We start from the raw sequence: 19,655 nt of genomic DNA, 5'->3' as shown, positions 1-19,655 counted from the left end.
CCTCCTATTTTCCAATCTATAAATCTTTACCTCCGTTTACGTGTTATTATGTATTTCTCTATAACAATCTTTAATTGTAATATTTTTGATATTTTCGAGATATAAATGTTATTATTTCTTATAATTTTAAAATCTAAAAACTTTTTTATAAGTTAAAAAAGTGAAATTAGGATAAAAAAAATGCACCCTCGCTGAGGATGCTCCAGTCAAAAGATACTTCGATTTAGCTTTTTTCGATATAGTGCACACTGAACAATTCCTCTCTGTCCGTCCACACTCTTATTGAGCTGAAACCACAATTTTGAATGAGAGTCTGAAACTCCTGCACAGAATATTTATAGGAGTTTTCAGTATGAATCATTTCACCTTTTCGAAAACGAATGGCTTCTTGTCCAACATTCACTGTTTGGTCACACAAACTTTGAATGTGCATTTCAATCTTCCCTTTTTCGTTATTATAAAAAGCTTTATGCTGAAATTGTTCAATTTGAAAGTTTCCATGTAATTCTCGATTGATCCTATTTAATAAATTAAGATTAAATTCAGCCGTTATTCCGTTTGGGTCATTATAGGCTTCGTGCAAGATGGTTGCATCTTTCTTTAAATCCACTCCAATAATGAATCCATCTCCGCTTTCTAGCAAATGAAATGTGCGGTGAAGAAATGCGCTGACTTCATCTGGCTCAAAGTTTCCAATTGTCGACCCAGGAAAAAACACCACTTTTCTTCCCTCTTTGTTGAGCGGAAGGTTTAGGGGATACGTATAGTCTCCACATACGGCTTTTACTTTCAAATGTGGAAATTCAAGAGACAGCTTCAAGCACGATTCGAATAAAAAATCCTTCGAAATATCGATAGGGATATACTCTTCTAGTGAATGGAGAGCGTTCAACAACGTTTTGATTTTCTTGCTGCTTCCGCTTCCATATTCTATTAAAGAAGAAACAGGGCCAACAGTGTGAGCAATCTCGGCTTTATATGTTTCTAGAATGGCTATCTCGGTTCTTGCCGGATAATATTCCACCTGCTCCGTAATTCGTTCAAAAAGTTCCGAACCTTTTTCATCGTATAAATATTTGGACGGAATTTTCTTAACTGTTGAGCGGAGACCGTTTAGTACTTCCTCAAACATATTTTCTTTTTTAGCATATAAATCATATGGAATAATATTTGCTTCTGTCGTTTTCATCCTCAATCCTCCGCTAATCGTATTCCACTGAACTGCCAGCGTTTCTCAGGCTGAAAGAAATTACGGTACGTAGCCCGAATGTGGGAAGAAGGCGTGGCGCATGAGCCTCCCCTTAATACCATTTGGTTGCACATGAATTTCGCATTATACTCCCCCAATGCCCCTTCCATTGGTTTGCTGCCCGGATAGGGACCATAAGCACTGCTTGTCCATTCCCAAACGTCGCCATACATTTTACAAAGCAATCCCTTCGCCTCCAAATCAGCTGACAGGGGATGAAAATGTTGTGTTTCTACAAAATTGCCTTCGATTGCAACCCCTTCTGCAGCATACTCCCATTCCGCTTCTGTCGGAAGTCTTTTTCCTGCCCATCTTGCATAGGCATCTGCTTCATAAAAACTTACATGGCAAACGGGCTCCTCTAAATTCAACGGCTTTTCACCCGAGAGTGTAAACTGGGTCCATTCTTGCTCATCTTCTTTCCAATAAAGCGGTGAAGTCCATCCATAGTTCTTAACAGCTGCCCAGCCATCCGACAACCAATATTGGGGCTTTTCATACCCGCCGTCTTTCATAAAGGCTAAATATTCACCATTCGTTACGAGTCTGGATGCTAATTTATATGGCTCTAGCCAAACCTTATGTCGAGGGTGCTCGTTATCGAAGGAAAACTCTCCGCCTTGGTAGCCAATTTCTACTAACCCTCCCTGAAATTCTTTAAAGATCATCAACGTTTGCTCTTTTGCCGTTTCTTTCAATTGCGTATATAAAGGTTTCAAGGGATTTTGAAAAAAGTTATATTTAATATCCGTCAACAGTAATTCTTGGTGCTGTTGTTCATGGTGAAGGCCTATTTCCAGTAAGTCTTTCACCTCTTCTAACAAGGAATCATCGAGGTTTTCCAGCAATTCAACGATGTTTTCATCCACATGTTTTCGGTATGTATATACTTCTTCGATGGTGGGTCTGGCCAATACGCCTCTTTTATAACGGGGATGAAAGGTTCCTATCGTCTCATAATAAGAGTTGAACAAATAATCAAAATGGGGATGAAACTCCTGGTAACTCTCTTTAAATGGTTTAAGAACAAAACGTTCAAAAAACCAGGTTGTGTGGGCCATATGCCATTTAGGAGGACTAACATCGGAGGTTGATTGAACGATAAAATCTTCAATTTCTAACGGTTGTACTAGTTCCTCCGTGAATGTGCGTATTCCGCTATAATGGGTTACTGCTCTTTCTGCAAGATTGTTTATCATACCAATTCATCCTCCCTCGAGTATCCAAGCTTTCTTGGATTCATCAAATTTCCCATCTTCTTTCATTCAGTATGGAAAGGCGATAAACCATTTTACGCATTGGCGGCATTGCAAATTCATGTATGTTTTGCAAACCCGCTTTACCTGCCCTCAGAGTGGATAAAATAGACGTTGCTTCAATAAAGCATGAATTCAATGCTCTCCTATAGCTTGATTATTTAAAATCAAGCAACAACAGGATTATTTTTCAATATGCTATTCCCCCGCTTGCATGACCATAAACAACTAAGCACTGGAAACCCATGAACCGTTTGCAATCAGCAAACCACCGTTTGAATTATCAAACGGCTAATAAGGGTTGTTTATTCCTCGCAAAAAATGAAAATAAGTTGTTTAAACTGCTGCTTTCGCTAAAGACCCCGATGTTCGACCTTTTTTTAGGCTTCCCTATTCCATAGCAAGAAGAAGTAAATATAATCCATTAACCAGGATTCCACGATTGGAATTATTTGTTTGGATATGATAGCAAATACGATCCCTGGCAGAGAAAGAACAATGAATACAACAATCATAAAGTACCATTTGCATTCGGCTCCATTTGTTGGTTTGGAAAATAGTTTGATCAAAATTACGTAACAAACGTTGATTTTACGGAAAGAAAAAGAACTCGTTTTGAATAAAGATTAATCAAAATGAGTTCTTTTAGTATTCTATAGAAATGATTATTATAAAAAAGTTTGATCAAAACTCATAAAAACCTTAATTCGATTTCACCAAATCTTACACGTTGAACAATACTATTGTGTAGAATTCCTACCCGATTTTGATGCGAAAAACATCTACAACATTAATCTAATGATGTTTTTGAAAAAAATATAGACTTTAAAAATGTTGGTTTTTTCAATTCTCGTAACTTTATTTAATGACCGGCTCCGTGACTCGATCCTGTGTTTTTCACTTCTATGTATTGAGTTGGAGCGTTGTCATCTTTTAAGCTTTCAATTATATCTTTTGTAACTGCTCGTGCTAGCGTTTTAGCGGCATCATTATCACTTTTAAAATGAATACCCATTAGTTCTCTAGAAAGTGCTACTTTTTTTGCTGTTTCTTCCAAATGAGCTTTTTCATTCGGGAAGAAATAAGAAAGGATATAAGCTGATGTCCAAGCTGTTGCTGTGTGTCCTGAAGGATAAGCAGGGTGTGGAGGCACCATCATTCCCTCTGGTAATTTAATAGATGGATCTAAATCCGTCGGTCTTGGGCGTAAATATTCATATTTTGCTTGGTATGTTGCGGTTAGAGATGTATAAATTGCTCCTGAAACGACAGAATAAACGCGAGCTGATTCGGGGCCCATTAATCCATATTTATGAATCAATTCTTCTGTAGTATTAAGCCAAAGCGTGTTAGGACTAGCAGTATTTTGCCAGTGCTTAATAAATTCTACATCTTTTTCTGTACGGTTCTCTATCAATTTCTTTATATCTTCTAATTCTTTTTTTGTCTCAGCGGAATCATTTGCAGGAGGTGCTTCTACTTTGTAAGAACTTCCATCCTTAAACTCAAGTGCTTTCCAAGTGCCTGCTGTTGGTGTCACAGGATTTTCATGTGTCCATCCCATTCCTTGGTGACTTGGTTGCTCGTTTTCCTGCCCCTCATTTTTAAGTTGTTCCTCGCTATTTGCTTGTTCTGAGTTACATCCTGATAAGATCAACAAGAGTAAAATGGCTAATAAAGTTGAGATAAATGGCTTATTTCTCATGGTAGTTCTCCTAACTTATTTGAAATATCTACACATTTCATTTTATTTTGAATATGTGAAGTATGAATGAGTCTTTTGTGAATATTCACTGAACTGCACTGTAAGGATTAAAACACTAGGATGAGGCTGATAACTAGCATTAATAACGATAAATAGCTATTTGTATTAATGATGTGAGTCCTCTCCTTACTTAACTAGTATTCTCCGTCTATGTGACTGGTACTCAGATATTTCTTCCTAGCAACAAGTTGATCAACCCATGTTTGATAATGACAAATTAAAAGAGTTTCCCTTCAACTAACCCGTTAGTCGAACAATAATGTATACGCCTCATATCATATTAGTACTGTTCACATAGGAGGCGAAATCAGTGGATTTTCATAAAAATACTTATCGAGAGTCATTACTGAAGTGGTGTAAAGACATCGAAAAAACGTGGAAATCTATTCGAGGGAAGTTAACAAATGTTGACGAACAAAAATTAAAGCATTGGGAAGACAACTTTTTTGCATTAAAAAAAGAAGCGGAAATGGAAAACAGCACACATGATTATGATGAATTGCATCGAAAATCAACATCCTTATATGACGAGCTCAATGGATTCTTAAACCGTCCAAAATGGATATCTGATCAAAAAGAAGATGAAAAAATTCAAACCGTTCCGATCGGAGGACATCGATTACCTCCTCTTCCTTATCCATATGATGCTCTAGAACCTGTCATCTCAGAGGAAATCATGAAACTACATCATGATAAACATCATCAAAGCTATGTCGACGGCCTTAATAAAGCTGAAGCAGAAATGAAAAAAGCACGAGATAAAGGGGATTTTCACTTAATTGCCCATTGGGAAAGAGAAGCGGCGTTTCACGGTTCAGGACACTACCTGCACACCATTTTCTGGAATGTGATGAGCCCGCGTGGCGGTGGTAAACCAGCTGGTCAACTAAGTAGAGCCATAAATGAGGCTTTTGGCAGTTTTGAAAAATTTAAAAAGCATTTCTCCGAAGCAGCCAAAAAAGTGGAGGCTGTTGGTTGGGCCATTCTCGTTTGGGCCCCCCGTTCTCACCGTTTAGAAATTTTAACTGCTGAAAAGCACCAGAATTTAACACAGTGGGATGTTATACCATTGCTTGTTCTAGATGTTTGGGAACACGCCTACTACCTTCAATATAAAAATGATCGGGCTAAATATGTAGATAACTGGTGGAAAATCGTAAACTGGAGAGAGGTCGAACAACGATTTAATAAAGCCAAAACAATTATGTGGCAGCCGTTTTAGAATGGAAGCAAAACTGCTGCTATTAGATTAGTTTAAGACCTAAAGTGATCATTAATTATTTTTAAACCGCAGTTTATTTGAATTGATGCTTTCCTAAATTATCCGTCGGCGTTCAGTTTATGTTACTCATTAGATAAATAGCGAAGGATTGTCAGACAGGCTTCATAACGAAATCCTAGTGGCTGGCAAAAACAAAGGCCGGGTACGATCCGCTGTACTCGTTAGCCGTTTCCTTCATTTCGCTTAAATTTAATCCCCGTATAAAAAACAATAGTGAACACGTGATTAAATCTGTTATCACTCGCCATCTATGTTCGTATAGAAATATTTAAATCCACGTTAATGGAGAAAAAGCTGCTGCTGAAAACGATTTCTGTTGAAGTCTTTGTGAAAAGCAATGTTCCTGGTGTTATTGCGGAAGGTGGTGGAGATAAAAACAGCACACACTTTGAAGCAGCTAGATATCCATCTTGAACATGCAAACCCCCACCATAATTGACATGTTATTCCCGAATGTAAAGAAAAGACCAGGTATAGAAGATTTATAGTTTAGTGACTTTTTTATGAACGATCAATAAAACTGTCATCCGCTATCTCTTAATGGTATCGCTGGAAAATCATGAACTACCCCTCCTTTACTGCCTTCAGATAAGGATATTGGGGAATGCGGATGCTGAGTACGAAGGCCCCTAATGGGATTTATAAATGGAGCGTATCATCTTAATTAAAAAAGGATAAGCTCTTTACCTAACTAAGAAACATATTATGAAAAGGGCTAGATATTCTTTTCAAGAAAGAGGTGAAAACATGGATATTTCAGCAGCACATGATGAAATGGATGAAGTACCAGTCCAAGGTGGTTTCGGAAGACCGTACTATGGAGGTTTTCACGGTGGGTACCGAAGACCGTATTATGGTGGTTTTCATGGTCATTATGGAAGACCGTATTATGGCGGTTACAGACCTTACGGCGGGTACGGTAGTCCTTTTTATGGCGGCTACGGCCCCTATTTCGGTGGATACGGCGGTCCTTTTTATGGCGGCTACGGAGGGTTTACAGGACCATTTCTTGGAGGATTAACAGGTGGACTATTAGGCAGTCTGTTATAAATAATTAAATTTAAACAAAGTCCTCGGTTTATACATTCCGAGGACTTCCCAGTACAATGTTTAAAAATTTTATATGTTTTTTTACTAATCATCCATTATAAAAAGGATAATAGGAACAAACATAACGAATGTAAAGCTATTTTCGGCACCACTAAAATAAAAAGCAATAGACGTCATTCATACTGCACCCATTATGATGATGACTTTTCCAAGATTCCCCAGGTGACATAAACCAATGATGAAAATGAATATCCAAAAGCAACCCAGTCCAGTAAAAGTCTCATTTCTCTCTTCTTTTTTACATGGATGAACAACAAACAAAATAGTTCATTTACCTAGCCGTTTTGTTAACTGATCACGCCATTCGCCTGCCAATTCCTTGACTTCCAACACATTTTTCAACCCATCATCATCCCCTGACTTTTGAAAATAAATTTGATTAGCCGAAAAAATAGAGACTTTTTTGGGATGCGGTTCTACTAACACTATGTTCGAGTCTTTTTTCACCGTACCTTCTCCTAAAACTCGACACAAAAAGCCTGTATAACCTGTCTCCACCATCCTTTTTAGAAGCTTAGGTATGCCAGTTCTCTTTGTTATCGTACTGCAAGGAATTCTGCCTTGTGTAACTTGAATAACAGCTTCTCCCAAGCGATAAATATCTCCGATGCAAACATCACGTTCTAACATGTTTGTAACCGTTAGATTCTCGCCAAACGCGGCAGGAGGCAGTGAGATTTTAAACTCTTGTTCCCAAAGTAAATAATGTTCATACGGATATACACAGACAGCACGGTCTAGACCACCATGATGTCGTAAGTCAGCCACTCCGTCTCCACAAAATCCAACTTTTTTTAGAAAAGTCTCTTCAACTGTCTCTTTACATATCGCCGTATCCACTTCTTTCTCTTTTCCATACTTCATTTTTCGGGGTAAACCTATCGCGAAATTTATCAGATCGATGTTGCTGTTTCTCAATATACATCCCTGCCTTTATTAAATTTGATGGCAACAAAACACTTACCATATTTTACAACAATGCCGCCCTCTATTGGAACAACTGATTCAATAACGAGATTTCTTATTAAATTCTTAAAAAATTTTCGTGTGAGAAAATCTCACAATCTTTCATATAGTTATTTAAAAAAAGATTATGATAAATAGGAGTCAAAAGGATGTAAGGATTATTCTATGAATAAGGAGAGAAGCCAATGGAAAGATCTCAAGCTACAATAGAAATTTTAAATGCGAAAAGAAAGCTGCAGTTAAAATGGAGTGATATTGCGCAATCTATTGAACGTTCAGAATCATGGACAGCTACTGCCTTATTGGGACAAGCAACCCTATCAGTTGACGAATCAGAGAAAGCAGGAACATTATTAGATTTGTCTAAAGATACAGTTGAATCCTTAACGATTGTTCCATATCGCGGGACTACTGTTCAAATGCCCCCTACTGATCCACTACTTTATCGCTTTTATGAAATTCTTTTGGTTTACGGACCAGCGATTAAAGACTTAATTCATGAAAAATTCGGAGATGGCATTATGTCTGCCATTGATTATGAGATGGATATTCAAAAAGTAGAAGATCCAAAAGGAGACCGGGTTTTGGTCACATTAAACGGAAAATTTTTGCCTTATAAAAAATGGTGAAATACAGGGCACCATTACACTTTAAGTACCAGCATCCATCTTTCGTGGGTGCTTTTTGTGGTTATACGTGAGTAAAAGTTGATTGAAAAATAAAATTTTTTAATTTTATAACAAAATAAATGAATAAATTTAATCTAAAATGGGTATAGTACTTTGATATCCAAAGGAGGGTAACTATGGAAAAGAAGAGATTACTAGTTTCATTTGCTTTATCATCCCTATCTCTCACGTTAATTGCCTGTTCTTCTCCAGAACAGGAATCAAGTGAAAAAGAGAAAGCGAACGTGGAGCACGAGGCCCATAGCGCTGAATGGTCTTATAAAGGAGAAACCGGACCAGAGCATTGGGGCGACCTAGATCCTGCAAACGCTGCATGTTTGAACGGCAAAGAGCAATCCCCTATCAATATTGAAATAGCGCAAGTACCAGCAAATGAAAAACTTGAAAATCTAGAATTAAACTACATACCAAGTGATTTTTCTCTCATCAATAACGGTCATACGGTTCAAGGAAATGCTGAAAAAACCGATAATTCCATTGTTGTGGATGGGAAAGAGTACAAACTCATCCAGTTTCACTTTCATACTCCAAGCGAGCACCAGTTTAATGGTCAAAGTTTTGATATGGAAATACATCTCGTTCATCAGGATGCGGATGGTCAATTAGCCGTTTTAGGTCTAATGATTAAGGAAGGCGCTTCAAATCCTGAACTTGAAAAGGCCTGGGGAGTACTTCCAAAAGAAGAAACAGCTGAAGGAATAAAATTAACAGAGCCGATTGATTTGATGAGTATGCTTCCAAAAGATCAACAGTCATTTCGTTATAACGGTTCTTTAACAACTCCCCCATGTACAGAAGGTGTTAAATGGATTGTTTTAGAGCAGCCAATTGAAATGTCTAAAGAGCAAATCGATTCATTCCGTCAAATATTCCCGGATAACCATCGTCCTGTACAGCCTTTAGAAAAACGCGAAGTAATGAAAAACTAATCATGTAGAATAGCAAATAAAGCGAAACTCCTTATAAAGTTTCGCTTTATTTGCTTCTAAATGCTTTTATTCCGCTATCTTTTCCAGATTTCCATTACTCTCCATTTTAAAGGTGGTACTGGATGTTTCTTCATCATCAAATAAAACAAGCCTCCGTGCGCGGTTCATTATTTTCATCATGGTTTCATAATCTTCCTGCATAGTCAGAGACGATTGCTCAAGATTTTCAAGCTTCTTTTCCAACATAATTTTTTCGCTGGTTACTGCTTCCAACTCTCTGCGCAGTCTCTCATTTTCTATCTTCAAATCATCGGATCCATCAATGCTCCGTAAAAAAGAAATCACTGTGTCCATTGTAATTGGCTGAGCCAAAATAGGAAGATCTACTTCAGACTCTGCCTCGGAAAGTACTGGTGTTTGGTAAACGTCTTCCCCTTTCTTTTTTCTCTCCATTTCAAGCAGGCGATTGCGTTGTTTTCGTTGTTTTTTTGCCAGATCTAGTGCCTTATCATATTGCTGCCGGACTACGGCGTTCCATCGAAAACCACAGGCTGCAGATGTCCGATTAAGTAAATCACCCACTTCCTCAAACGCTTTCAATTGGGTACTGCCTTCACGTACGTGCCGAAGTACGGTTTCCGCCAGCAGTGCATCATTTTCAATTGACCAAGCATCTTGACGTACTTTCATTTGCTATCTCTCCTTGTTTAAGAGTGTTTATCCTAATGGTAGGATAGCCACACACCAATAATTTTATACGAATATGGAAAAAGGGTATTAGACGTTCCACTTTTCTATTGATTCTTCATTCTATTCCAAAATGCACTTTAATATTCATATCAGTTCTGGACTATGATTAGAAATTCTTAATTTTAAGATCTTAACAAAATAATCTATTCGATGTGGTTATAAACTTAAGTGCAAATTAATGAATAAAAATATGTAAAAGTTTTGTAGTTTTCTTAAATTAACACATTAGATCATAACAGGCTGCCTAAGCAGCCCTGGCTGATAAGATTAATTTACAAAGCGTTCAGATTTTCCGGCAGTTTCCCAATATTCATTACGCAAATGCACTTTTTGAATTTTACCAGAAGCCGTTTTAGGAAGTTCTTCCACGAATGTAACACCCGTTATTGCTTTGAAATGTGCAAGGTGACTTCTTGAAAAATCAATGATTTCTTGTTCTGTGATAACGGAGGATGGCCGTTTTACTACAAATGCATGTGGAGTTTCTCCCCATTTCTCATGTGGTACAGCAATAACTGCAGCCTCGACAATATCCTTATGCTCATATAGAACCCCTTCTACTTCAATGGAAGAGATATTTTCACCACCGCTGATAATAATATCTTTTTTCCGGTCAACGATATCGATATATCCATATTCATCTACGGTTCCCATATCCCCTGTATAAAGCCAACCGTTCCGAATTGCTTCCATAGTAGCCTGTTCATTTTTCCAATAGCCTTTCATTACACCATGGCTTCTTACTGTCACCTCTCCTATCGATATACCGTCATGAGGTACTTCATCCCCTAATTCGTTCACAACCCTTACTTCGCAGCCAATCATGCCAAATCCGGCTTTTGCTTTTAAATTATACTGCTCCTTCACTGAAAGATGATCCAACTGTGGACGAATAACCGAATACGTACTAAATGGTGATGATTCTGTCATTCCATAAACTTGAATGAACTCCCAGCCAAGCTCCTGCTCTACTCGTTCGACAAAAGATGGTGGAGGAGCTGAGCCAGCGATCATCACACGCACATTCTTCGGAACTTCCGGTTTATTCTCTTCATTGTATTGAAGTAAACTATTTAAAACTGTTGGCGCCATATGCATTACCGTTACACCATGTGCCGAACACGCATCAAATATCGATTTCGGGTCCGTTTTTTTATAACATATGTGTGTGGCGCCGCTAGCTGTGTAATAAAATGGAGAACCCCATCCATTCACGTGAAACATAGGCAGCACGTGTAAATATACATCCCTATCTGAAACCCGCAATGCATGCATGGATGACATCGCATGCAAATAGTTATTTCTATGCGTCAGCATGACACCTTTCGGATTTCCTGTTGTTCCGCTCGTGTATAGAAGGCTGGCAAGATCATCCTCATTCACAGCCTCCCTGCAGAAAGCGGTTTCAGGAAAACGCATAAGCCAATCCTCATAACTGATTTCAGGGCATTCTTTTGATTTTGAATGAACAATCAATTTACTTACTGTTTTAAGTTTGTCTTTAATTGGCTTAATAAGTGAATAAAGTTCGTCGTCTACGAAAAGAAGTTTCGCTTCACTATGATTTAAAATAAACAAATAATCTTCCGGCTTTAATCGAGTATTAAGAGGAACCATCACAGCTCCTATCTGAAACACACCGTAGAAACCTTCTAGCATTTCAAGTGAATTTGGTGCAAGATACGCAACTTTATCCCCTTTTTGTATCCCTTCCGATTTTAAACCATGTGATAATCGCTGAACACGTCCATTAAGATCACGGTAAGTGATTGATGCCGTTCTTGTAATCACAGCTGTTTTCTCTCCGTAATAAGTCACAGCCCTATCAAGAAACTGTGTCAAAACAAGTGGTAAATTCATGTTTTCATCCCCTTTGAAATCTCGAATTTTTTCACTCATAAGAAAATAACCACCAAATTTTTGGCCTTCACCGTTTTTCCTCTCTGCCCCCAGGAAACAAACACAATACCAAATAATCCCTTGATTCAATCATAACATAATTATATACAGACGTATTAACTTAAAAACCACTTGTCTTCCGGCAGATTAGTATCTCCAAATCATGTATATATTACGATCTACCAGTATTCAGAAACTCCTTTGTTTGCGATAATTACCTTCCTTTAAATAATTATACACATTCATATACATATCTACATATATACCAATCTACATATTTATTTGTATATATGTATATAAGTAAATATGTAGATTTGTATTTCTGTTTATCCATAATTAAAAATATTCATTCCTCTCCCTTCTACATGTACCGCATTCATTTTTCCCTTTTAGCAAACAAAAATAGGCATTCATTGCATTGCAATGTTAAAAAGTGTAAGATTAGAACCAAGTAATAATATAAGGTATAAAAATACTTGATATGAGGTGTGGGTAGTGAGTAAATCTAAAGCACGTATTACCGCAATCGGTTCTTATGTCCCTGAACGCGCATTGACAAATGACGATTTAGAAAAGATGATCGAAACTACTGATGAATGGATTACCCAGCGTACAGGTATTAAAGAACGACGAATTGCAGCTGATGAAGAATTTACAAGTGATTTATGTGTAAAGGCCGTTGAAAATTTGACTGAATCATTCAACAAGTCGATAGCTGATGTTGATATGATCATTGTTTGTACGATAACACCTGACTTTCATATGCCCAGTGTTGCCGCTAACGTTCAGGCAAAATTAGAAATTGAGCACTCAGGAGCAATAGACGTAAATGCTGCTTGTGCTGGTTTCACCTATGGATTACACATTGCAAATGGGTTGGTCACTTCTGGTTTACATAAAAAGATTCTCGTTATCGGTGCTGAAACAATGTCAAAGATCACGGATTACAGTGACCGGACTACATGTATATTATTTGGAGATGGTGCAGGTGCAGCACTGGTGGAATATGACGAAGAAAAACCGAGCTTTATTTCTTCCTATTTAGGTTCTCAAGGCGAGGCAGGGATAAATCTTTATAGCACGAACCTTTCCAATCGTATGCATGGAAAAGAATTAATTGATAACGGCTACATTGTTCAAAATGGCCGGCAAGTTTATAAGTGGGCTGTAACAACAATACCTGATGGAATGAAAAAAGTTATGCAACATGCCGAATTAGATGTAAATCAAGCTGATTGGTTCGTCCCTCACAGTGCGAATTTACGCATGATCGAATCAATATGCGAAAAAAGTTTATTTCCAATTGATCGTACATTGACTAGTTTAGAAGAATACGGGAATACATCCTCAGCTTCTATCCCTTTAGCATTACATAAAGGAATTAGAGAGGGAAAGATAAAGCCAGGTGACAATATTCTTTTATATGGCTTTGGTGGAGGGTTAACTCATTGTGGATTATTAATTAATTTGACATTGTAAAACCCTCTTGATGAAGAGCTTTTATAGATCTTCATCTTTTTCATGTCTTCCCTTCCCTAGCCTATATCAGTGAAGCTTTATTTTAAAACACTTTTTAAGAAGTTATTGATTAATTCCGATTTAGCCCCTTTTCCATGCTCCTTCCCAAACTTATCTAATTTTTTGGCGACACTTTCATCGATGTAGGCACTAATCTGCCTTTTTTTAATCGTCTTCGGTTTATTGGTAACAGAGTCAAGAATATCATTAACACTGCTACCTACAACATTTTCACGTTCCGTACTAAGATCATTACTAATAATTGTATTATCATTAGTATTAGTATCTTTATTATTACTAACAGTCGTTTCTTTTTTGTTATTCACTTTATTATTAGCGACCGCCCCAAAGCCCGCCAGTCCTTTAATTTGTTTGCTCATTTTCTTTTATCTCCTTCCATAACTCAAAGTAACTATTCGCGACATCATTTGATTTCTTATGGAGTGTTGCTGGAACATTTTCGTATGCCACACTGCTTGCGAAACGGATACTCCTTGGAATATATGCATCAAATAAATGAATTTCACTTTCAGAACAGTATTTTCTCGTTTCTTGCATAACCTGTTGATGTAAAATAGTTTGAAAGTTTACCATTGTCCCAACAACCCCCAACACTTTTAAGTAAGGATTAAATTGTTCCTTGAAATCGTCAATCGTCCCTAACACTTTCACTAAGGACCTCATGGAGTAACTTTCAGGTGAAAATGGGATTAACACCGAATCAGCAAATGCAAAAACGTTGCCCACCATGAGTGACAGTGAGGGCGGTGTATCGATTAAGATAAAATCATATTCTTCCTTTAACCTGCTGCAAGTATCTTTCATAATCGTAAAGGGAGTCTTATATTTTTTCCCCTTACCGATTACTTCAAAATCAAACCCTATCAGATCATCGTTACTTGGCAGGATATCTAAGTTCTCATATACATTCACAATAGCCTCTTCGGGTAATAGCCCTTCAATTAATACATCAAATAGACCAACATCAAAATCATCAGGATTCTTTCCAAATGTAAGAGACACATTGCTTTGATTATCGGAGTCAATGATAAGCACTTTCTTACCCTCTGAAGCAAGAACCCCTGCTAAATTTGTAGCAGTTGTCGTTTTAAGAGAACCGCCTTTATTATTATTAACTGCAATAACCTTCATTTTAATGAAAGCCTCCTTATAAAAAAACACTAATGACACTTAGTTTATAGGTTATGAGTCCATCAACACTTTTAGTACCACTATTTTGGTTATTAACTAGAATTTTCGTATAAGTAATTTTTGTACCTTTAAATTTGTTTATATTTTCATTCTTGGTACCAATCATAACTAAGCAATAAACGTTAGTTATTCGAATAAGGTTAAACTTACCTTCATATAGAACTTCAAAAAAAAGAATGACATTCATACTAACTTTGATACTAAGCTTCTCATTAACTTCAATAAGCATTAAAAATTTTACTTGCAATATATGTTTCAATTCAACGTTGGTACTAATATTAATACTTTTCATCGCACGCTTAAAACTGTACAGACGCCTTGTGTTTAGCAGGTTTTTGTTACAGAAGAAAATATTATGTTGACTTAAGTTTTTCCGTCCTTTTCTAGATTAAGGAGGTGCTTTAAACAACACCGTTAATACGAATATGAAATTTTAATCTTTGTTGCACAGCATTTTTTCTAAAAAAAGCATTATCGGTATTAGGTTGCAATTTTGTGCCTTTATTCATCGTTCCGACCAGTAAGAATTACAAATTCAAAGTGATGCCAAATAGGGCCTATGAAGTTAAGGACGATTTCTGTTCCAGACTTTTTCTCACACTAAAAAATAATGAATATCACTAACAACTTTTGAGTGCTAAAAACGTAATCATGGAAAAACTGTGCGGGGTTCACTCCCATCGTATATACATACTGAATACTTTTTGTATACATATACATATCTACACATTTACATATATACATGTATACTTGTAAATGTGTAGATATGTATCTATATTTATGAAACTTTTTTTATAGAAGTGCTGGTACTAGTGCGATTACAGTCCCTGAAAAATATAGCGGAAAGGAGGGATTCCAAAAACTCGTATACATATTTACATATATACTCATCTACAAGTAGATGAATATACAAATCTACTCAAATACATGTATGTTGGAATCAAATTAGGTATAACATGTTTGGAATAAAAACAGCAGTCAGTTTAGGAGTTTACTTTATTCTGTTATAAGCTTCCGTAAATATAGTCGTACATATTAGCTAAATACAGTGAGATCAACTTCTAACTTTATCTTTGGATTTCAATACATTTATCTAAGGGAAGTCTTAGTACGAATAAGGGACACTTATTGCGGGAAATTAAGTGGATATCTTTAGTAAGCAGATTAAGCATTAGTGTGTCGCTCTATCGTGAAAAACGTAAAGAATCAAGATGAAGGTCATTTTAGAAAGGTAGGGTGGTGTGATACAAAATACGAACAAGCTACGCCTGTGCTCAGCAGTTAAGCTATATTCAGAAGCTTTGCCTTCAGTCTGTAATGGTACGGGGCCAGACAAAGAAACGATGAATCTACACATATACTAATATACTTGTAAATATGTATATTAGTATATGTGTAGATATGTATACTAATGTAGATTTTTTTTTAATAACATCATTAAAATAAAAACTTATAATAAGCTAACCATCAACACCAGTATTAGTATTAATTTTAGTACTAAAAGATGTTTCTATTCATTTAAGTGTTTGTTGATCCATGGCATCCTGCGAATTGAAAAGTGAAGTTGCATTATTCTTTATATCCTATATAAAAAACAACAAGATCATTTCCGTTACGATCCATCTTAAATTAATTAGCAATTACGCTTTAATTTTTTATAAACATTTATAATGTATACATATCTACTTGTAATTCTGTATATTTGTATACATAGATGAATACGTTAAACGCTCATACTACAAAGTTAGTAATAAAATATACGTCTAATAATCATCGTACTTACCTTCAATGCAGTATTACATGACACATACATATTGCGCGAAGGATACTAATTTGCTAAAACACTGGAAAAATGGGATAAAGCTTATTCATAGATTTCTAAAAAAATATTTCATTCATATACATATATACTAATATACACGTATACTTGTATATTAGTATATATGTATATGAAGATTCAGTTTGATTCTATATATCAAGATTACTGGAGAAAAACATATTCATATGTAGAATCTTTTCTAATTTACAGGACACATAAGGAAAATGATGTTATTATGAAGATAACTCATTTGTCTACATGTATACATAAAAAATAAAAGGAAGTGTTTAGTATGTCGAAACATCCATGCACAGTTGTAACGTTTGGAAACTTCAAAGGTGGCACAGGTAAAACCACGAATAGTACTATGATTGCTTATTCATTATCAAAAATGGGCTATAAAGTACTACTGAGTGACCAGGATCCTCAGGCAAACGCTACAAGCCTATACTTACGTACAAAAGCCCTTATTTCAGATGAAATTGTTTCATTTGATCGAACTCTTATGTCAGCCATTCAAGCGGAGGATTTATCCAGTATTGTAACGGAAATAAAAGAAAACTTATATTTGCTGCCAAGTTTCAGTGACTTTGCGCTCTATCCTAAATTTCTAGAGAAAAAATTTCCTAATAATTTGGATCGCGTACAATATTTCTCCTCATTACTAAAACCTTTAAAAGAGGATTTTGATTTTATTTTTATCGACGTACCTCCAACCATCTCAGATATAACAGATTCAGCTTTATATGCATCCGATTTCGTGGTCGTTGTCTTACAGACACAGGAACGCAGTTTGCAAGGGGCAGAGATGTTTACAAAATACCTTCAATCATTGATTGATGACTATGATGCGCACATGGACATTCTAGGAATATTACCTGTTCTATTAAAAAATGGAGCACCCGTTGATATAGCAACTCTTGAAAGTGCAAAAGAAATTTTTGGAGACCATAATCTTTTTAATACACTCGTAAAAAATATGGAACGGTTAAAGCGTTACGATATAACGGGGATATCAGAAGAGGACATGCATGATCGAAAAGTAATGCGTAGTTATCAAGAAGTAACAGAAGAATTTATTGCAAGATGGAAGCAAGAAGTAGGAGTGAAGGAACATGTCTGATTTGTTAAAGAAAAAACCTAACAAACTTTTAAACCGAGGAAAACAAATTACTCCAGCGACAACTTTTTCCTTAGATAATGACATAAAAACAAGGGAGCCTGTTAAGGAAGCAGAAACCACTCCCAAGAAAATGCCAGAGACAAAAACTCGTTCCACTGCAGCCTCTTCTACAACAACAGTACGAGTAAGTATGTCAACGAAAGAAAAATTAAATGCACTGGTTACAATGGGTACTGCCGATAGTGTGGATAGTTTATTAGAGATTTTAATAGAAGAATATCATTCCACTTATCTAACAAAAGATGAAAAAAAACAATATTCTCTAATTCTAGATATATACGCATCAAAGAAAAAGAAAAATTGAATCGATTATTAGCAGAGAAGCTGTGTTTGAAGAACAATTCAAGCGCTGCTTCTTTTATTTTTCTAATAAAAAACACAAATTAAAAAAACGGTAGATTTGTAAATGCGTAAACATGTAGACTTATCTACAGATAAACTTGTAGATAAGTCTACAATGTGATGATGTGCACGAAGTTATCCACAAGCAAAAAACCCCGCTACAACAACATTTTAGGCAAAAAAAATCTACATGTATATGAATTAAATTAATTCTAATTTATATACATGTAGACTTATAGATGTGTAAATTAGTAGACCTATCTACAACATTACTAAAAAGGCTAAAACGCTATTGTACCGCCAAAGTTTATTAATTATAATTGAAAAAAATTCAAATAATACTCAGTTTATTCTAAGCGGTAGTGTTATTTTGAATAGAAAAAAAGAAAAAGAGAAATAAAAAAGGCAAAAGCGTGTTATAAAGATGCTACCAACATCTTTATAACCGTTCACCGTGAATAGGCCACGGTAAACACTTGCTTTCACCTTATTAACTACTTATTTATACGTATATTTTACGACAAATAAGCCAAGTTTTCAAGGGGAAAATCTTGCTATTATAGTTAGATTGAAGGCGTGTTTACCGAATTAAACGGTAAATGCGTCTTTTTGTTTTCTTTGATATGGAGGGAAAACGTCATGACTGTAAGCAAGATGATTTCAATAAGTGAATTCAAGGAAATGAGTACATGTAAACTACACGCGGAAAACCATAAAGAACAGCAATCAACTAAATTAATGCTGCTAAAATCAATTGAAGCTGTTTACGGAGAAAGATATTACCGTTTAAAAGAGGGGACTCGCAAAGCGATCGACATGATGTGCTGGTTTGCATCCGAACGTGGATTTTTCTTTGCAAGTGATGACTATTTTGCAGAACGTTATAATGTTTCAGCGAAGACCATAAGAAATATTTCAAAAAAACTTCGCGATCATGGTCTAATTGTTACTGTATACCGTCGTTCAAGCACCCAAAATGGACGCAGTGCACCGATCCATTTGTTTACTGAACATCCATATTTTATTCAGTGGAAAGAATACCTCAGTTTAGAAGATTTCCAGACTGATTGCCAAACTAAAAACGCGGAAAACCCTTATGACTCTAAGGATCAAGAGACTCAAACTGATTCTACCAATTATTTAAATTTAAATAAATCTTTTAAAAACATACGTAAAGAAGATCCGTTTTTAGATGATTCCTTTACACCATCTCATATTCCCCAAACCTTTGTTTCCACTGTTAAACAATTTTTTGGTGAAGCAAAGGCCATTTACAAATTATGGGGTAAAGCGAAATTAGCACACCGAATAAGCAAGTTCGGAAAGCCCATAGAACTACTTGAACAAATCGTGGTCCAGGCATTTAAAGAATCTATTTTTGCATACAAACACGGCCGAATAAAAGGTGCTTTCGACGGATATTTCTTTGGTACATTGCGAAACATGATCAATGTCGAAAAAAGAAGAGAAGGGTTTGAAAATCATCCAGTTCTATATGACTTTTTGCAAACTGATTAATTCCGTTTAGCTTTTCTTAGAATAAGTATGATTTTGCTGATATATTTTCTAGCAAGCAGGCAACAAGTTTATTGAAGTTCAATTAATGGGCAATTTTCGAGTTCAGGGGTAACTCAAAGTCATCTTTTAGACAATACTTTTTGAACTCTGGGTAAAGCAACACCAAAA

General features: G+C 36.1%; 16 protein-coding genes. 8 read left to right on the top strand and 8 right to left on the bottom strand.

Annotated elements, in window-relative coordinates; all coding sequences use genetic code 11:
- Window positions 1–223: 223 nt before the first annotated feature.
- From egtD to BTO28_RS12810, 3 genes are all read right to left on the bottom strand, one after another.
- Window positions 224–1,189: an L-histidine N(alpha)-methyltransferase gene (gene egtD, locus BTO28_RS12820; RefSeq protein WP_076766874.1), complete on the bottom strand. Its 966-nt coding sequence runs from the start codon at window positions 1,187–1,189 to the stop codon at window positions 224–226.
- A 2-nt stretch (window positions 1,190–1,191) separates the two neighbouring features.
- On the bottom strand, window positions 1,192–2,448 hold the full coding sequence (gene egtB / locus BTO28_RS12815; protein ID WP_076766872.1) for an ergothioneine biosynthesis protein EgtB: 1,257 nt from the start codon (window positions 2,446–2,448) through the stop codon (window positions 1,192–1,194).
- Between the two features lie 919 nt (window positions 2,449–3,367).
- Window positions 3,368–4,210, bottom strand: coding sequence for a phosphatase PAP2 family protein (locus BTO28_RS12810; RefSeq protein ID WP_076766870.1), 843 nt, complete (start codon window positions 4,208–4,210; stop codon window positions 3,368–3,370).
- 370 nt (window positions 4,211–4,580) lie between these two features.
- On the opposite strand from BTO28_RS12810, the gene BTO28_RS12805 reads away from it, so the two are divergent.
- Both BTO28_RS12805 and BTO28_RS12800 read left to right on the top strand, forming a co-directional pair.
- Window positions 4,581–5,492 (top strand): superoxide dismutase, encoded by a 912-nt coding sequence (locus tag BTO28_RS12805; RefSeq protein WP_076766868.1) that lies wholly within the window; start codon window positions 4,581–4,583, stop codon window positions 5,490–5,492.
- A gap of 807 nt (window positions 5,493–6,299) precedes the next feature.
- Window positions 6,300–6,602, top strand: a complete 303-nt coding sequence (locus BTO28_RS12800; RefSeq protein WP_198936773.1) for a hypothetical protein — start codon at window positions 6,300–6,302, stop codon at window positions 6,600–6,602.
- 327 nt (window positions 6,603–6,929) lie between these two features.
- Here BTO28_RS12800 and BTO28_RS12795 read toward each other — a convergent pair whose 3' ends face one another.
- Complete coding sequence (locus BTO28_RS12795; protein ID WP_076766972.1) at window positions 6,930–7,526, bottom strand: MOSC domain-containing protein; 597 nt, start codon at window positions 7,524–7,526, stop codon at window positions 6,930–6,932.
- A gap of 287 nt (window positions 7,527–7,813) precedes the next feature.
- Here BTO28_RS12795 and cynS point away from each other — a divergent pair, with 287 nt between their 5' ends.
- Window positions 7,814–8,257, top strand: coding sequence for a cyanase (cynS, locus tag BTO28_RS12790; protein ID WP_076766866.1), 444 nt, complete (start codon window positions 7,814–7,816; stop codon window positions 8,255–8,257).
- 176 nt (window positions 8,258–8,433) lie between these two features.
- Window positions 8,434–9,246 carry a carbonic anhydrase gene (locus BTO28_RS12785; protein WP_076766864.1) on the top strand — a complete coding sequence of 271 codons (813 nt, stop codon included), beginning with the start codon at window positions 8,434–8,436 and terminating at the stop codon, window positions 9,244–9,246.
- A 66-nt stretch (window positions 9,247–9,312) separates the two neighbouring features.
- On the opposite strand, the gene BTO28_RS12780 is transcribed toward BTO28_RS12785, so the two are convergent.
- Both BTO28_RS12780 and BTO28_RS12775 read right to left on the bottom strand, forming a co-directional pair.
- Window positions 9,313–9,936 carry an RsfA family transcriptional regulator gene (locus BTO28_RS12780; RefSeq protein WP_076766862.1) on the bottom strand — a complete coding sequence of 208 codons (624 nt, stop codon included), beginning with the start codon at window positions 9,934–9,936 and terminating at the stop codon, window positions 9,313–9,315.
- Window positions 9,937–10,263: 327 nt separating this feature from the next.
- Complete coding sequence (locus BTO28_RS12775; RefSeq protein WP_076766970.1) at window positions 10,264–11,856, bottom strand: long-chain-fatty-acid--CoA ligase; 1,593 nt, start codon at window positions 11,854–11,856, stop codon at window positions 10,264–10,266.
- 534 nt (window positions 11,857–12,390) lie between these two features.
- Between BTO28_RS12775 and BTO28_RS12770 the strand changes: the two genes are divergently transcribed.
- Window positions 12,391–13,374 (top strand): ketoacyl-ACP synthase III, encoded by a 984-nt coding sequence (locus BTO28_RS12770; protein WP_076766860.1) that lies wholly within the window; start codon window positions 12,391–12,393, stop codon window positions 13,372–13,374.
- A 77-nt stretch (window positions 13,375–13,451) separates the two neighbouring features.
- Here BTO28_RS12770 and BTO28_RS12765 read toward each other — a convergent pair whose 3' ends face one another.
- Together BTO28_RS12765 and BTO28_RS12760 are read right to left on the bottom strand one after the other, a co-directional pair.
- Window positions 13,452–13,793: a hypothetical protein gene (locus tag BTO28_RS12765; RefSeq protein WP_076766858.1), complete on the bottom strand. Its 342-nt coding sequence runs from the start codon at window positions 13,791–13,793 to the stop codon at window positions 13,452–13,454.
- On the bottom strand, window positions 13,777–14,565 hold the full coding sequence (locus tag BTO28_RS12760; RefSeq protein ID WP_076766856.1) for a ParA family protein: 789 nt from the start codon (window positions 14,563–14,565) through the stop codon (window positions 13,777–13,779). Before BTO28_RS12760 ends, BTO28_RS12765 begins: the two co-directional genes overlap by 17 nt.
- 2,171 nt (window positions 14,566–16,736) lie before the next feature.
- Here BTO28_RS12760 and BTO28_RS12750 point away from each other — a divergent pair.
- The 3 genes from BTO28_RS12750 (at window position 16,737) to BTO28_RS12740 (ending at window position 19,487) form a co-directional block, all read left to right on the top strand.
- Window positions 16,737–17,567, top strand: coding sequence for a ParA family protein (locus tag BTO28_RS12750; RefSeq protein WP_076766852.1), 831 nt, complete (start codon window positions 16,737–16,739; stop codon window positions 17,565–17,567).
- Window positions 17,560–17,931: a DUF5388 domain-containing protein gene (locus tag BTO28_RS12745; RefSeq protein WP_076766850.1), complete on the top strand. Its 372-nt coding sequence runs from the start codon at window positions 17,560–17,562 to the stop codon at window positions 17,929–17,931. The genes BTO28_RS12750 and BTO28_RS12745 overlap by 8 nt, the downstream gene beginning before the upstream one ends.
- 677 nt (window positions 17,932–18,608) lie before the next feature.
- Window positions 18,609–19,487, top strand: coding sequence for a helix-turn-helix domain-containing protein (locus BTO28_RS12740; RefSeq protein ID WP_076766848.1), 879 nt, complete (start codon window positions 18,609–18,611; stop codon window positions 19,485–19,487).
- The last annotated feature ends 168 nt before the right edge of the window (window positions 19,488–19,655 follow it).

Source organism: Domibacillus epiphyticus (assembly GCF_001975785.1).
GTDB lineage: Bacteria > Bacillota > Bacilli > Bacillales > Domibacillaceae > Domibacillus > Domibacillus epiphyticus.
This window is presented reverse-complemented; position numbering and strand designations above follow the sequence as displayed.